15 protein-coding genes are annotated in these 14,385 nt (G+C 64.6%); 8 read left to right on the top strand and 7 right to left on the bottom strand.

Going from position 1 to position 14,385, the window contains the following annotated elements; all coding sequences use genetic code 11:
- Window positions 1–6 precede the first annotated feature (6 nt).
- A complete protein-coding gene (locus AC1RMD_RS24735; RefSeq protein WP_492930370.1) occupies window positions 7–504 on the bottom strand; it encodes a pyridoxamine 5'-phosphate oxidase family protein in 498 nt (165 codons plus the stop codon).
- Between the two features lie 169 nt (window positions 505–673).
- Here AC1RMD_RS24735 and AC1RMD_RS24730 point away from each other — a divergent pair, with 169 nt between their 5' ends.
- The 6 genes from AC1RMD_RS24730 (at window position 674) to AC1RMD_RS24705 (ending at window position 8,107) form a co-directional block, all read left to right on the top strand.
- Complete coding sequence (locus tag AC1RMD_RS24730) at window positions 674–1,321, top strand: PepSY-associated TM helix domain-containing protein (RefSeq protein ID WP_492930368.1); 648 nt, start codon at window positions 674–676, stop codon at window positions 1,319–1,321.
- Between the two features lie 18 nt (window positions 1,322–1,339).
- The gene (locus AC1RMD_RS24725; RefSeq protein WP_492930366.1) at window positions 1,340–1,855 is read left to right on the top strand and encodes a DUF2271 domain-containing protein; all 516 of its coding nucleotides are present in this window, start codon (window positions 1,340–1,342) and stop codon (window positions 1,853–1,855) included.
- Window positions 1,856–1,863: 8 nt separating this feature from the next.
- Entirely contained in the window at window positions 1,864–2,694 is an 831-nt protein-coding gene (locus AC1RMD_RS24720) for a DUF4198 domain-containing protein (protein ID WP_492930364.1), read from the top strand.
- Between the two features lie 7 nt (window positions 2,695–2,701).
- Window positions 2,702–3,721: an FAD:protein FMN transferase gene (locus AC1RMD_RS24715; protein WP_492930362.1), complete on the top strand. Its 1,020-nt coding sequence runs from the start codon at window positions 2,702–2,704 to the stop codon at window positions 3,719–3,721.
- Window positions 3,718–5,082 carry a sulfite reductase subunit alpha gene (locus tag AC1RMD_RS24710; protein WP_492930360.1) on the top strand — a complete coding sequence of 455 codons (1,365 nt, stop codon included), beginning with the start codon at window positions 3,718–3,720 and terminating at the stop codon, window positions 5,080–5,082. Before AC1RMD_RS24715 ends, AC1RMD_RS24710 begins: the two co-directional genes overlap by 4 nt.
- 280 nt (window positions 5,083–5,362) lie before the next feature.
- Window positions 5,363–8,107 (top strand): TonB-dependent receptor, encoded by a 2,745-nt coding sequence (locus tag AC1RMD_RS24705; protein ID WP_492930358.1) that lies wholly within the window; start codon window positions 5,363–5,365, stop codon window positions 8,105–8,107.
- An 86-nt stretch (window positions 8,108–8,193) separates the two neighbouring features.
- Here AC1RMD_RS24705 and AC1RMD_RS24700 read toward each other — a convergent pair whose 3' ends face one another.
- The 6 genes from AC1RMD_RS24700 to AC1RMD_RS24675 form a co-directional block, all read right to left on the bottom strand.
- Window positions 8,194–9,495, bottom strand: coding sequence for a DUF2325 domain-containing protein (locus AC1RMD_RS24700; protein WP_492930356.1), 1,302 nt, complete (start codon window positions 9,493–9,495; stop codon window positions 8,194–8,196).
- A gap of 14 nt (window positions 9,496–9,509) precedes the next feature.
- On the bottom strand, window positions 9,510–9,842 hold the full coding sequence (locus AC1RMD_RS24695; RefSeq protein WP_492930354.1) for a hypothetical protein: 333 nt from the start codon (window positions 9,840–9,842) through the stop codon (window positions 9,510–9,512).
- Between the two features lie 87 nt (window positions 9,843–9,929).
- The gene (gene hemP / locus AC1RMD_RS24690) at window positions 9,930–10,130 is read right to left on the bottom strand and encodes a hemin uptake protein HemP (protein WP_492930352.1); all 201 of its coding nucleotides are present in this window, start codon (window positions 10,128–10,130) and stop codon (window positions 9,930–9,932) included.
- Between the two features lie 191 nt (window positions 10,131–10,321).
- Window positions 10,322–11,119 carry a Crp/Fnr family transcriptional regulator gene (locus AC1RMD_RS24685; RefSeq protein ID WP_492930593.1) on the bottom strand — a complete coding sequence of 266 codons (798 nt, stop codon included), beginning with the start codon at window positions 11,117–11,119 and terminating at the stop codon, window positions 10,322–10,324.
- Window positions 11,120–11,421: 302 nt separating this feature from the next.
- Window positions 11,422–12,066 (bottom strand): response regulator, encoded by a 645-nt coding sequence (locus tag AC1RMD_RS24680; protein WP_008450985.1) that lies wholly within the window; start codon window positions 12,064–12,066, stop codon window positions 11,422–11,424.
- Window positions 12,067–12,159: 93 nt separating this feature from the next.
- Window positions 12,160–12,627 (bottom strand): universal stress protein, encoded by a 468-nt coding sequence (locus tag AC1RMD_RS24675; protein WP_492930350.1) that lies wholly within the window; start codon window positions 12,625–12,627, stop codon window positions 12,160–12,162.
- A 390-nt stretch (window positions 12,628–13,017) separates the two neighbouring features.
- Between AC1RMD_RS24675 and AC1RMD_RS24670 the strand changes: the two genes are divergently transcribed.
- Together AC1RMD_RS24670 and AC1RMD_RS24665 are read left to right on the top strand one after the other, a co-directional pair.
- Window positions 13,018–13,845: a protein phosphatase CheZ gene (locus AC1RMD_RS24670; RefSeq protein WP_492930348.1), complete on the top strand. Its 828-nt coding sequence runs from the start codon at window positions 13,018–13,020 to the stop codon at window positions 13,843–13,845.
- A partial coding sequence (locus AC1RMD_RS24665) for an Hpt domain-containing protein (protein WP_492930346.1) occupies window positions 13,845–14,385 on the top strand: 541 nt, incomplete at its 3' end. The genes AC1RMD_RS24670 and AC1RMD_RS24665, both read left to right, overlap by 1 nt.

Genomic DNA, 14,385 nt, shown 5'->3' with positions numbered 1-14,385 from the left:
TGTGCGTTACAGGCAGATCGTCGTATGCGGCCCCGTCTGCTGCGGCGTGCGGCCGCCGATGGCGGCCCTGGCCAGCTCGTACAGCTGCTTCATCTTGCTGGCGCTGGCATCCCAATATTCGGCGGTCTGGATGCGCACCCGTATCAGCGCCAGGTGCGGGTCGTCCAGGCCGCCGGGAAACCAGCTGCGCAGCTTCGGGCGCCACAGCTCGCGCGCCTTGGCGCCATCCTTCACCAGGCTGGCCTGGCCGTTCACCGACAGGTACAGCTTCTCCGCCGGATCGCAAAAACTGATGTTGACGCCGGGATGCTGCTGCATGGCGGTGATAAAGTCGGCATCGTCCGCAGTGAAAAACCACAGATTGCCTTCGTTGTCGATCTGCTGCGGCGCCAGCGGGCGGCTGCTGAGCATGTTCTCGTCGTCGCAGGTGGTGAACATGCCGAAGCGCACATCCTTGATCTTGGCGGTGAGCGTGGCGATTTGTTCCTGATTGTAGAGCGGCATGATGCGCCTCCATGAGGTTGGTGGACAGAGCTATGCCCCACCTTAACCGTATCGCGGGGAGAGCACCGTGCGCAACTGCACGTAGCTTTACATTTGCGATACATGCTGGCGATTGACTTTGCAAATGATAATCATTATCATCTACTTTTCACCGAATTAAGGATAGCCCTTGAGCGCCCAAGCCGCAGCCTCCGCCCGCAACGCCAGCCGTGCCGTTTGGCTCAAGCATCTGCACCAATGGCATTGGATCAGTTCGGCGATGTGCTTGATGGGGATGTTCCTGTTCAGCATTACCGGCATCACGCTCAACCATTCGACGCAGATCGAGGCCAGGCCGGCCGTCGTGCGCCAGCAGGCCACCGCGCCGGCCGCGCTGACGGCGCAGCTGCGCGCCTACGCCGCCGGGCACGACGGCGCCAGGGAGCCGCTGCCGGCCGCCGCCGAGCAATGGCTGCGCGCCACCTGGAAGGTGCAGGCCGGCGGCCGCATCGCCGAGTGGAGCGCCGATGAAGTCTACCTGCCGCTGCCGAAGGCCGGCGGCGACGCCTGGGTGCGCATCGCGCTGGAAGACGGCGCCGCCGAGTTCGAAAACACCGACCGCGGCTGGATCTCCTGGCTCAACGACGTGCACAAGGGCCGCAACACCGGCACGGCCTGGAACTGGTTCATCGATATCTTTGCCGGCGCCTGCCTGGTGTTCTGCATCACCGGCTTGTTGATCTTGAAATTCCACGCGGCCAACCGGCCGTTCACCTGGCCGATGGTGGGCCTGGGCATTTTGATTCCATTTGTCATTGCACTGCTGTTCATTCATTAAACTCACGACAGGTCCCTCATGAAACTACGCTATTCCATCGCTCTCAGTCTGCCGCTGGCCAGCGCCTCGGCCATGGGCGCCGAGCTGGCGCTCAAGCTCGAAGTGCCGCAATTGAACGTGGCTGAATACCACCGTCCCTACATCGCCGCGTGGCTGGAGAACGCCGACCAGAAGGTGGTCGCCAACCTGGCCGTGCTGTACGACGTCAAGAAGAAGGACAACGCCGGCACCAAGTGGCTCAAGGATGTGCGCCAGTGGTGGCGCAAGAGCGGCCGCGACGTGGAAATGCCGATGGACGGCGTCAGCGGCGCGACCAAGGCGCCGGGCGAACAATCGCTGACCTTCCCGGGCGCGAAAGCGGCGCTGGACAAGCTGCCGGCCGGCCAGTACACGCTGGTGGTGGAAGCGGCGCGTGAAGCCGGCGGCCGCGAAGCCGTCAAGGTGCCGCTGCAATGGCCGCCGAAGTCGGCGCAGAACGTGAGCGGCCAGGGCAAGGAAGAACTGGGCGCCGTGGTGGTACAACTCAAACCTTAAGGCTGTCCATGAAACTGTATAAATCGTTTATCGCCGTCGCGCTGGCCGGCCTGTCGGCTGTCTCGCTGAACGCCCAGGCGCACAAGCCGTGGCTGCTGCCATCGTCCACCGTGGTCGAAGGCAAGGAAGCCTGGCTGACCGTGGACGCCGCCATTTCCGAAGGCTTGTTCGATATCGACCACCAGCCGCTCAAGCTGGACGGCATCGTCATCACCGGCCCGGACGGCGGCAAGCTGGCCATGGAAAACGTCAACAACGGCAAGCTGCGCAACACCTTCGACCTCAAGCTGCCCAAGTCCGGCACCTACAAGATCGCGCTGGTGACGCAGGGCGTGATGGGCAGCTACAAGAACAAGGAAGGCGAGCTGAAACGCTTCCGCGGCGCCGAGGAAACGCTGGTCAAGGACCTGCCGGCCGATGCCACCGACGTCAGGCTGACCCGCATGAACAGCCGCCTGGAGACCTTCGTCTCGACCGGCACGCCGGACCTGGCGGTGTTCAAGCCGACCGGCGTCGGCCTGGAGCTGGTGCCGGTGACGCATCCGAACGATATGCGCGCGGGCGAGAAGGCCACCTGGCGTTTCCTGCTGGACGGCAAACCGGCCGCCAACCAGGGCTTCAGCCTGATCCCGGGCGGCGTGCGCCATCGCGGCACGCTGGGCGAGCTGCGCAAGAACACCGACGCCAACGGCGAACTGACGTTCGAGCTGCCGGCCGCGGGCATGTACCTGGTCAGCAGCGCCTGGCCGGCCGCCGTGCCGCAAGCGCCGGGCCAGCCGCCGCAGATGCCGCCACGTCGCGTCAGCTACGCGGCGACCGTGGAAATCCTGCCGCAATAAGCTCGTTATGCGTCGCGTCTTGCTGCCCCATGTCGTCGCCGACGAGCCGGCTCCCGCCGGCGGCGTGATCCGCGATTTCGGCGGCCGCAGCATGGGCACCAGCTGGTCGGTGCGGCTGGTGGCCGCGCCGCAGGATGCGTGCGCCCATCTGCAGCCAGGGCTGCAGCAGCAACTGGACGCGGTGGTGGCGGAGATGAGCCACTGGGAAAGCGATTCCGACCTCGGCCGTTTCAACCGCGCCGGGGCGGGCAGCTGGCGGCAACTGCCGCCGGCGTTTTTCGATGTGCTGGCGTTTGCGCTGGACGTCGCCCGCGAGTCGGGCGGCGCCTACGATCCCTGCGCCGGCGCGCTGGTCAACCTGTGGGGCTTCGGCCCGCACGGCAGGTTCGATCAGCCGGATTTCACGCCGCCGTCGGCCGCGCAGATCGGCGCGGTCCTGGCGTCGCGGCCGGTGCTGCTGGAGCGGGAAAGCCGCCGCGCCCGGCAGCCGGGCGGGGTGCAGCTGGACCTGTCGGCCGTGGCCAAGGGCTACAGCGTGGACCGGCTGGCGTATTTTCTGAAGACCCAGGGTTACCCGCACTGCCTGGTCGAAGTCGGCGGCGAGCTGCGCGGCGCCGGCGTCAAGCCGGACGGCCAGCCGTGGTGGGTGGCGCTGGAGCAGGTGGCGGCCAGTGCCGGTAACGGCGCGCCGCAGCCGGACGAACTGGTGCTGGCGCTGCACGGCTTGTCGGTGGCGACCTCGGGCGACTACCGCCGCTATTTCGAACTGGACGGCCAGCGCTATTCCCACACCATCGATCCGCGCAGCGGCCTGCCGATCGCCAACGACCTGGCCTCGGTCACCGTGGTCCATCCGCAATGCATGGCGGCCGACGCCTGGTCCACCGCGCTGACGGTGCTGGGCTGCGAATCCGGCCTGCGCCTGGCCGAACAGCAAGGGCTGGCGGTGCGCTTCCTGGTCCGCCGGCGCGACGGCGGTTTTACCGAACACATGAGTACACATTTACGCAGCATGCTCGACGAATGATCTGGACCGACGACCCCACCCGATTGATGCTGGTAGCCAGCCTGGGCATGAGCTATGCGCTGGTGTGCCTGGCGCCCTACCTGCGCACCCGCCGCAAGCGCGCGGCCGCGCAGCGCGCCAGGGCCGAGGCGGCCGCCACCCCCGGCTGGATCGTCGCCTACGCCAGCCAGACCGGCAACGCCGAAGAACTGGCCGGGCAGACGCTGGCGACCCTGCGGCTGGCCGGCATTGCCGCGCAGATGAGCGAGCTGTCCGAACTGCAGGCCGAAGATTTGCAGCGCGCCGAGCGCATCCTGTTCCTGGTCAGCACCTACGGCGAGGGCGATGCGCCGGACGCCGCCGCCGCCTTTGCCGGCCGCCTGATGATCAACGGCCTGGCGCTGCCGCAACTGCATTACGCCGTGCTGGCGCTGGGCGACCAGGCCTACGCCCAGTTCTGCGGCTTCGGCCGCGCGCTGGACCAGTGGCTGCAGGCGCAGGGCGCGCAAAGCCTGTTCCCGCGCATCGAGGTCAACCGCAGCTCGGCCGCGGCCATCGGCGCCTGGCGCCAGCAGCTCAGCCATCTGGCCGGCACCAGCGATGCGCCGGACTGGAGCGCGCCGGCTTTCGATGACTGGCGCCTGGCCGCGCGCACCTTGCTCAATCCGGGCAGCGCCGGCGCCCCGGTCTACCACCTGGAACTGGAACCGCTGGACGGCGCACTGCCGGCCTGGGAGTCGGGCGACCTGGTGCAGGTATCGGCGCCGGCCGATCCCGAGCGCGCCCGCGAATACTCGATCGCTTCGATACCGGCCGACGGCCGCGTGCATTTGCTGGTGCGCCTGCACACGCACGCAGACGGCAGCCACGGCGCCGCCTCCGGCTGGCTGACGCAGCAGGCCGGGCTGGGCCAGGCGATCCAGCTGCGCCTGCGCCAGCACCGCCGTTTCCGCCTGGAAGACAACGCGCAGCGGCCGCTGATCCTGATCGGCAACGGCAGCGGCATCGCCGGCCTGCGCGGCCACCTGAAGGCGCGCGCGGCGAGCGGGCGGCCCCGCAACTGGCTGCTGTTCGGCGAGCGCAACGAAGCCCACGACTACCACTATCGCGACGACCTGGCGAGCTGGCAGCTGCACGCCAAACTGGAAAAACTGGACATGGTGTTCTCGCGCGACCAGCCCGGGCGCCGCTACGTGCAGGACCGGCTGGCCGAGCAGGCCGATGAGGTGCGCGCCTGGATCGCGGCCGGCGGCGCCATCTATGTGTGCGGCAGCCTTGAGGGCATGGCGGCCGGTGTCGACGCCGCGCTGGCCTCCGCGCTGGGCCGCGCAACACTGGACCAGCTGGCCGCCGCCGGACGCTATCGGCGCGACGTTTATTGATGTTTTATTGCAACGCACCGATGTGGTGCAAATCCGATTGTTCTGGTGATAATAAAATACTACGTTTTATTTATTGGAATATTTTACAATAATGAAATAAAATTTTGTAAATTGACGTGAATTGCGAACTTGTGAGGTTTGTTCTAAATTTGCTTCAACTATGTACCATATTGCACGGTCAGGCCCGATAATTCCTTTATCGAAGAGCAATGTTGGCCACTTCGACTGATAGCGTTGTTGGTATTGCTCTCGATTTCTATGTTTTTATTCGGGAGTTTGAATGGTATTGCAAGAAAAAATCGGCGTACGCTCCGTGCGCATCGCCCTGAGCGTGCTGACCGGCACCGTACTGATCGCCGGCCAGGCCTTTGCGGACGAGGCCATGCAGAAGGTCGAAATCACCGGCTCGAGCATCAAGCGCATCGCCGTGGAAGGCGCACTGCCAGTGCAGCGCCTGTCGCAGGAACAAATCGCCAAGACCGGCGCCACCACCGTAGCCGACCTGATCCAATCGCTGCCGGCGATGCAGGGCTTCAGCATCGCCGCCACCGCGGCCGGCTCGAACTCGGGCGGCATCGTCTCGGCCTCGATCCACAACATCGGCGAGAGCTACACCCTGGTCCTGCTGGACGGCCGCCGCATCGCGCCGACCGGCTCGGGCAGCACCATCAACCTGAACTCCATTCCGATGAGCGCGGTTGAGCGGGTCGAGATCCTGACCGACGGCGCTTCCGCCCTGTACGGTTCGGACGCGATCGCCGGCGTGATCAACTTCATCCTGAAGAAAAACGCCCGCGGCGGCACCATCGACGCGACGTACTCGCAGCCGACCAGCGGCCGTCCGGGCCAGTCGTACAACACCAACCTGAGCTACGGCTTCGGCGACCTGCAGGAAGACCGCTACAACATCCTGGCGACCTACCGCCACGACGAGCAGAGCCCGGTCAAGGCGACCGACCGTTGGTTCGCGTCGACCTCCTACATCCCGTTCAACTACAACGGCCACAACTACATCTACGACCGCACCAGCCCGGCGGCCGCGCCGGCCAACGTCGGCGTGACCTTCAACAACGGCCTGGCGCCGATCGGCTTCAGCCCGTACCTGCTGCAGAACGGCAGCTGCCCGAAGCAGACCTATCTGAGCCTGAACAACACGGACGACACCCGCAACTGCTCGTTCGATTCCACGCCGGTGGTGGAAATCTCGCCGCAGAACAAGCGTGACAGCTTCTTCACCAAGGCCCAGTACAAGGCCAGCGACGACGTCACCGTGTTCGCCGAAATGGCGCTGTCGCGCCTGGACCTGACCGCGCGCATCGCGCAGAACGTCGCGCCGTTCACCATCGCGCCGGGTTCGGAGCGCTACAACAGCTACGTGCTGCCTTACCTGAGCGCCGCGCAAGCGGCCAACGTCAAGCAAGTGTCGGGCAGCTACCGCACCTACGACTGGGGCACCCGCGACAGCCAGACCGTGACCGACGCCCAGCACCTGGTGCTGGGCGCGGACGGCGAGATCGGCGCCTGGAGCTTCGGCACCGGCCTGACCTGGTCGCGCAACAAGCTCGACGAGCGCTATATCGGCGGCTATGCGATGACCAGGGAATTCAAGGACATGTTGGCCACCAACGCCTTCAATCCGTTCGCGCCGATCGGCAACCAGAGCGAGGCCACCAAGGCGCAGATCGCCAACTCGATCTACCGCGGCTCGGTGCGCGAGGCGTCGACCACCCTGAAGGGTGTGGACGCGCACGGTTCGCGTGAAGTGTTCGCGCTGCCGGGCGGCGCCGCCAACCTGGGCATCGGCGCCGACTACCGCGAGTACGCCTACCAGCAGACCCCGTCCGCAGACGCGGCCGGCGGCAAGATCTACAACCTGACCGCCCAGCCGGCCTACGACATGAAGCGCGCGTCGTACGGCGTGTTCGGCGAGCTGCTGGCGCCGCTGACCAAGGAGCTGGAAATGACCGTGGCCGGCCGCTACGACAGCATCGCCGGCATCGACAACCTGCTGGCGCACCGCAAGATGGGCGAGACCCAGTCGGCCAGCACCTACAAGGTGTCGGCCCGCTGGCAGCCAGTCAAGACGATGCTGGTGCGCGCTTCCTACGGCACCGGCTTCAAGGCGCCCAGCATGCTCGACATCGGCCAGCCGCTGGTCAGCGCCGGCGTGACGTCCAACAGCTATGCTTGCCCGTTCCCCGGCACCGATCTGTGCCGTACCGGCAATGTGCAGTACAACCTGCTGTCCGGCGGCAACGAGAACCTCAAGCCTGAGCGTTCCAAGCAGTACTCGATCGGTTTCCGCGTCGAGCCTAGCGCCGCGTTCTCGTTCGGCGCCGACCTGTGGGATGTGAAGATCACCGACGCCGTGTCGTCGATCAGCGAGCAGCAGATCTTTGCCGCGCCGGCCCGCTTCCGCGAGCTGTTCAGCACCTTCACCGAGCCGTCGACCGGCAACACCTACTGGGCGATGAAGAGCCTGTCGATCAACATCGGCAAGACCCACAACCAGGGTATCGACTACGACATGGTGGGGCGCCGGAAGTTCTCGTTCGGCCAGTTGACGGCCAACCTGAACGGCACCTACCTGATGAAGTCGGACTACACCCGTCCGGGCACCGACGGCGACTGGACCAGCGACCTGAACTTCTTCGGCGTCGACAACAAGGTGGCCTTCCGTCACATCGCGCGCGCCGCGCTGACGCTCGATACCGGCAAGGTGAGCAACACGCTGAGCGCGAACTACCGCAACGGCTACCAGGACGCGCAAGCGACCGTGCGCAACGTCGATAGCGGCAAGGACGAGAGCATCCGCCTGTGGGTGCCGTCGTACCTGACGATCGACTGGCAGGGCAAGCTGGCGCTGACCAAGACCGCGGCGATCCGCATGGGTGTGAAGAACCTGGCGGGGCGCGAACCGCCGCTGTCGCTGCGCGCTTCGTCGGGCCACCAGGTCGGCTTCGATCCACGCTACGCGGACCAACTGGGCCGCACCTTCTACATGAGCGGCACGTTGGCGTTCTAAGCGGTTGATCCGGTAGCGCAAAAAGCCCCATGTGTGCTTGCGACGGCCAAGGCCGCCGCAAAGCCACATGGGGCTTTTTTGCGTAGTTACTCTGCTCCCGCTTGCTCCAGTCCGCGCGCCAGGCTGGAGATGCTGGGGTTGTCGATGAACACGCAGCGCTTGCCGGTGCGCTTGCAGTAGTCCTTGACCCGCCAGTAGGCGCTGTGGCTGATGCAGCCGGTCTGGCAGATCACCAGGTCGGCCGCCGCCAGGCTGGCGTCGAGGCGGTTGGCGTTGTCCTCCAGGCCGCCGTCGTGGTGGGCGAACTGCGCGCCTTCGCGCTCGATCAGTTCGCGGTAGGTGGCGACGTTGCCGCTGCGTCCGCCCACGCACAGCACCGCGCGGTCGTTCAGGCTGAGCGGCATCCGCATCACGTGCTCGACGATCTGCCGCGTTTCCTCCTGTATCGGCGCCGGCTCGGCCGCCGTCTGCAGCTTCGCCAGTTCCAGCTTGAGCTCGGTGATCTGGTTGCGCATGGCGCGTTCCCGTTCATCCATCTGCACCAGCCGCTCGGCCAGCTTGGCGCGGGTCTCCAGGCCGGGAATGGACTCGCGCAGTTGCTCCAGCTCGGCCTTGAGCGAATCGATCATGCTGTCCTTGCCGACCGCCTGCGCGCGTTGCTGCATCAGCTGGGCCGCGTGCTTTTCGGCGTCCGCGCTCTTGTCGGCCAGCAGCGCGGCGGCGCGTTGCTGGGCCTTGGCCAGGTCGTGCGCCAGGCGCGCGTTGTCGGCCAGCGCGGCGTTGAACTTGTGGATGTCGGCGCGCACGCAGGCGCCGGCCTGGTGCTGCACCATGTGCAGGTCGCGGCACATCTGCTCTTCCAGCTCGGCGTTGCAGCGCGGATGCGTCAGGCCGGCCCAGAAGGCGCCGGCGACGTCGCCGTTGGCGACCGCCGTGTTCCACAGCTCGGCGACCTGGGCGGAGCTCCTGGCGGCGCGGAAGCGCAGCAGCACGGCGGCGTAGCGGCGCTCCAGTTCCTTTTGCAGCGCTTCCGACAGACGGTTGCGGCTGCCGCACTCGGTGACCGCGCCGACGTGCACTTCATAGTCGTCGGCCAGCACCTTGCCGGACGTGACTTTGTCCACCAGCTTGCGCAACACGCCCAGCGGGAAGCCGACGCCGACCAGCGGACAATGGCAGGCGTGGCCCAGCTCCCACAGCCGGCGGCGGCGCGAGGCGTGCGTGTCGTCCTGCGGCCGCAGCGCCTCCATGACGCTGGTGATGGCGGGCTTGAGCACTTGCTGCTCGGCGCGGCGCGGCGGCGCGCTGGCGGCGGGCGCCAGCGTGCCGGCCACCTGCGGCATGGCGGCGGCGATGATGGCCGCCAGCGGATCGTGTTTGTCGCACATGGGCAAGGCTCTCCTTAGACCGTGGCCGGCGCGCTACGCGCGCGCGCCATGATGCGGCTGAGGAAGTTGCTCTTTTCCTGCAGGTGCATATTGCGCTCGACCACGCCGGCCCACTGCTCGGACAATTGCTGGCAGGTGGCGCTGAGCACCGGCGCCAGGTCCGGCAGGCTGGCCAGCGCCTTCAGGTGGCGTTCGATCACCGAGGCCAGCTTGACACAGCCGCCGGCGTCGTCGCTGCCGGCGGTGTAGTGCGACATCAGATGCAGCACGGCGGACAGCATCAGTTCTGGATTGTGTCCGCCATGGGAGGGGGCGAGAAAAATCGGATTGCTACGGTCTATGGCCATCAAACGCTCCTGGTTGCAGTTAGGAAGTCTGGCTGGCTTGCGGCTGGCTACTCGGGCAGGGCGGGCGCGGCGGCGCCCAGGGTGACCTCAGGCGGTCAGGATCAGCTTGTTGAGCTGGGTGATGCGCAGGCGGTAGATGCGGCCCGAATGCTCGATCTCGACTTCGCGGCCGTCTTCCATCAGGCTGGCGCTGGTGATGCGCTTGATCGGCGCGATCGCCGGCGCGGTCGCGACGGTCTTGGCGTGGATGGTGATGGCGGGCGGGGTGGCGGGCAGGGCGGTGGTCATCTCAGGAACTCCTTAAATAAGAATGATTCGTATTTGCATTCATTATTGTGGAAGCACGCAAGGAATGCAAGTGTTATTTAGGAGTTATGTAAGGGTGATTCAGTCGCCATGTGGAGGGAATAAAAAAAAGAGCCCGGCAGGAGTGACCGGGCCCAAGCTGGGTTCGCGGGCGGGCGGGGCGCCGGCTTAGCTCACAGCGCCGCCAGCAACTGCGCCGGGGCGTCGCTCTCGGCGCCCTTGGTCTTGGCGGCCGCCTGCTGCTTGGCGCGGGTGCGCGAAGGTGGCAGGCGGCGCAGGGTTTTCAGCGCCTCCGGATCCTTGATGCCGATGGTGCGCTGGTCCACGCTGATCAGGCCGATCTCGTTGAAGGCCGACAGCGTGCGGCTGACGGTCTCCAGCGTCAAGCCCAGGTAGCTGCCGATCTCGTGGCGCGTCATGCGCAGGTTGAACAGCTTGCTGGAATAGCCCATCTGCGAGAAGCGCTCGGCCAGCGACACCAGGAAGCGCGCCACGCGCGCCTCGGCGCTGAGCGCGCCCAGCATGCCGATCATCGCTTGCTCGCGCACCAGCTCGCGGCTCATGACGCCGTACATCATGTTCTCCAGCTCCAGGTGGACCCGGCCCAGCGCCGTCAGCTTCTTGAACGGCAGCAGTATCAGGTCGCAGTCGGACAGGGCCACCGCCTCGGACGAATAGTGGCGGGTGTGGATGCCGTCCACGCCCAGCATGTCGCCCTTCATCGGGAAGCTGAGCACCTGCTCGTTGCCGAACTCGTCGATGAGCACCGTCTTCAGGAAACCGGAGTTGACGATGTACAGCGTGTCGAACGGCTGGCCGATGGTGTGGATGCGCTGGCCCGTCTTGAACTGCACGTGCTGGAACAGCAATTCCTCGTTGGTGACCGAACAGGCCGCCGGGATGTGCAACAAATCGCAGACTTCCTTCAGGTTCGACCAGAGCCGCCCCTGACGCTGACGGCCCGCCTCCATCGACGAGGACTGCATGGTTGCAGTGGTGGCCGGGCGAATTTCAGACGTTTGCGTAGACAGCATGTTGATCTCCTGTGTACAGGTATTGCTTTTTGAAAGGACGGGAACTGGGCTGTGCCGCGCTGCTTGGTTTCCTGTTGTGGTGTCGCACGGCATCGTGCTGCGACTCTGTAGCCGTGCAGCATGTATCGTATGGTTTCAGTATGCCAACGAGGGGGGGAGATAGATATCAGCAATGGCTGAATATGCACGTAGGAGCCAGCGCAGCAATGTAGGAGTTGTCCTAACGGCGGACGGGGGAATCAGGTCTTGAAGGGAGACAACAGACGATGAGCTACGGCATATTGCACCATCTCTGAGAGCGAGCTCATGCCCATTTTCTGCATGATGCGGGTCTTGTGGGTGCTGACGGTCTTGACGCTCAGGTGCAGGCTGTTGGCGATTTCAGTGATCGACTTGCCGGCCACCAACAGCGAAAAGACTTCGAATTCGCGGTCCGACAGTTGTTTATGCAACAGGCTCTCGTTGGGCATCATGATGTTCAACGCCAGTTGCTCGGCGACTTCGGTGCTGATGTAGGGGCGGCCGGAAGCGACCTTGCGGATCGCGCCGACCAGCTGGGTGCCGGCGCTTTCCTTGGTCAGGTAGCCCTGGGCGCCGGCGCGGATGGCGCGCACCGCGTACTGTTCTTCCTCGTGCATGGTCAGGATCAGGATGGCGAGCTTGGGCGCCTCCGCCTTGATCTGGCGGATCAGGTCGACGCCGCTGCGGCCGGGCATGGACAAGTCCAGCAGCAGCAGGTCGAAACCGCCCTGGCGCACATGGCCCAGCACTTCGAAGCCGTCGATGGCCTCGCCTACGATGTCGATGTCGGGAGCGCCGTCGAGGATGCGCTTGAGGCCTTCACGCATGATGGTGTGGTCGTCGGCAATGACAATTCGAATCATAGAGATGCTTGGAGGAAAAAGTAATTAAAAGTAAGTACTATTGTGTTAGAAATAATCTTATGATCTTACTACAAAAAGTACCCAGGCCGCGTTTTATTTGCTGCCGGGCTCCTTGATCAGGCGGTGCACCAGCACCGGTGTTTTCGCGTGCGACAACACCTTGTTGGTGACGCTGCCCAGCAGCAGCTGGCCCCAGCCGCTGCGGCCATGCGAGCCCATGAAGATCAGGTCGCAATGGTGTTTTTCCGCCACATCGACGATCTTTTGCGCCGCGCTTTCCGCAAACGCAGTCAATGCCTCGCACGGCACGCCGCGCCTGGCGCAGGAATCGACCACGTCCTGCGTATGTTCCTTGCCGGCGCGCAACATGGCGCTGCGGTATTCGTCCTCGCTGGGGTAGCTGGGCGGGATGATTTCAACATAAATCGGGTATTGGTACTCGGGCGCCACGAACAGCACCAGCACTTCGGCCTTCATCTGTTCGGCGAAGGCCACCCCGGCGCAGGCGGTTTTACTGGAAACGGCGGAACCGTCGGTGGTAATCAAGATTTTGCGGTACATGATGAACCTCCTTTTAAAACCAGCTGGCTGCTCTTAATTGTAGCCCCGATTTACATTATTGTTGCTATGGAAAGACTTGATGATTGTCAAATGAAAGCGCTTTACACCAAGGTACCCGTGTTGGCTTTCATACTTGTTACCTGTTTTTTTTGCACAAGAGCACTACTTTTGTGTCTCAAGGCGTGTTTTGTCTATCTAACCAATGTTAGTATCTCCAAATACAACGAAACTTGGCTTGGACCCGGAGCGCAGGGCAGGCGACCCGACTCTGGGATTGAATAATCTGGCTGCGCCCTGCTACACTCGGGCAAGAGCGTTATATTGCCGAGCATCATCACAAGCATGCAAGTTTAGGGCAGCAATTTTACAAATTATGGAGAAGCAGGGATTATGACCAACGCCGCTGACGATTTCGACGCACTATTTGATGAAGTGTCCGCTCAAAGCAAGACGGCAGCGCCCGCTCCAGCGCCTGCTTCCGCCGAGGATGACCTGGAAAGCCTGTTCGACGAAGTGTCGTCGGCGCGGCCTGCGGATGCAGCGCCCGCCGCTCCCGCTCCCGCCCCGGCTGCGGTGGCCGCCCCCGCCGCGGCGCCGGCCGAAGCCGGCGCCGAAGGCGAAGACAAGCCGATGTTCGAACGCCTGGGCGGCATCGTGCGCCTGCTGCACGATTCGCTGCGCGAACTGGGCTACGACAAGGCGCTGACCGAGGCCTCGTCGCAGATCAACGACGCCCAGGACCGCCTCGAATACGTCGCCACCCTGACCGAACAAGCCGCCAACAAGGTGCTCAACACCCTGGACGAAGGCATGCCGGAGCAGGACGTGCTGTCGAAGAAATCCAAGGAAATGGAAAACCGCTGGGCCGACCTGTTCGCAGGCAAGCTGAGCCTGGACCAGTTCAAGCAGCTGGCCGGCGACTCGCAAGCGTTCGCCGCCGCCGTGTCGATCGCCACCGAGGCGGAAAAAGCCCGCCTGCTGGAAATCATGATGGCCCAGGACTTCCAGGACATCACCGGCCAACTGATCAAGAAAGTGGTGACCATCACCAAGACGGTGGAGCACGAACTGGCGGAACTGCTGCGCGACAATGCACCACCGGCGGTACGCGAGAAAATCGCGCAAAAAGAAGTGTCCCTGATGTCCGGCCCTTCGGCTCCAGCCGTAGCGCTGAACCAGGACAATGTCGACGACCTGCTTGCTGACCTGGGATTCTAATGGACGATATGCTCAAGGATTTCGTCGTCGAGGCGATGGATCTTGCGGTCAACGTTGAAGAGCATCTGCTGCGGCTCGAACGCGACCCGGACAATAAAGAAACATTGAACGCGGTGTTCCGCTCCTTCCACACCATCAAGGGCGGCGCCGGTTTCATGGGCCTGCCGGCGATGGTGGCGGCATGTCACTTGACCGAGAACTTGTTCGACGCGCTGCGCACCGGCGCCGCGCCGGTGACGCCGATCGCGATCGAGGCGGCGCTGCAGGCGTCGGGCTTCGTGGCCGACCAGCTGGCCGAATTGAATAATGGCGCCGAGCCGGACAGCCTGTCGGCCATGCCCAAGGATCTGGAAGTCATCCTGACCGACGCCATCGAGGGCAAGACCAGCGCGGGGCCGGCGCATGCGCCGGCCGCCAAGGCCGCCGCGCCGGCGCCTGCCCCGGCCGCCGTCGCTGCTCCGGCTGCAGCCGTTGCCGCGCCAGCCTCGGCGCCGTCGCCCGACGGCCTGGATTGGGAAGGCATGTATGAAGCCGTGATGC

This window comes from Duganella sp. GW822-FHT06D06, from assembly GCF_058799615.1.
This window is presented reverse-complemented; position numbering and strand designations above follow the sequence as displayed.

Coding starts and splice junctions, on each gene's coding strand:
- AC1RMD_RS24735 (WP_492930370.1), bottom strand. CDS start 504: ATGCCGCTCTACAATCAGGAACAAATCGCCACGCTCACCGCCAAGATC.
- AC1RMD_RS24725 (WP_492930366.1), top strand. CDS start 1,340: ATGAAACTACGCTATTCCATCGCTCTCAGTCTGCCGCTGGCCAGCGCC.
- AC1RMD_RS24720 (WP_492930364.1), top strand. CDS start 1,864: ATGAAACTGTATAAATCGTTTATCGCCGTCGCGCTGGCCGGCCTGTCG.
- AC1RMD_RS24715 (WP_492930362.1), top strand. CDS start 2,702: ATGCGTCGCGTCTTGCTGCCCCATGTCGTCGCCGACGAGCCGGCTCCC.
- AC1RMD_RS24710 (WP_492930360.1), top strand. CDS start 3,718: ATGATCTGGACCGACGACCCCACCCGATTGATGCTGGTAGCCAGCCTG.
- AC1RMD_RS24705 (WP_492930358.1), top strand. CDS start 5,363: ATGGTATTGCAAGAAAAAATCGGCGTACGCTCCGTGCGCATCGCCCTG.
- AC1RMD_RS24700 (WP_492930356.1), bottom strand. CDS start 9,495: ATGTGCGACAAACACGATCCGCTGGCGGCCATCATCGCCGCCGCCATG.
- AC1RMD_RS24695 (WP_492930354.1), bottom strand. CDS start 9,842: ATGGCCATAGACCGTAGCAATCCGATTTTTCTCGCCCCCTCCCATGGC.
- hemP (WP_492930352.1), bottom strand. CDS start 10,130: ATGACCACCGCCCTGCCCGCCACCCCGCCCGCCATCACCATCCACGCC.
- AC1RMD_RS24685 (WP_492930593.1), bottom strand. CDS start 11,119: ATGGAGGCGGGCCGTCAGCGTCAGGGGCGGCTCTGGTCGAACCTGAAG.
- AC1RMD_RS24680 (WP_008450985.1), bottom strand. CDS start 12,066: ATGATTCGAATTGTCATTGCCGACGACCACACCATCATGCGTGAAGGC.
- AC1RMD_RS24675 (WP_492930350.1), bottom strand. CDS start 12,627: ATGTACCGCAAAATCTTGATTACCACCGACGGTTCCGCCGTTTCCAGT.
- AC1RMD_RS24670 (WP_492930348.1), top strand. CDS start 13,018: ATGACCAACGCCGCTGACGATTTCGACGCACTATTTGATGAAGTGTCC.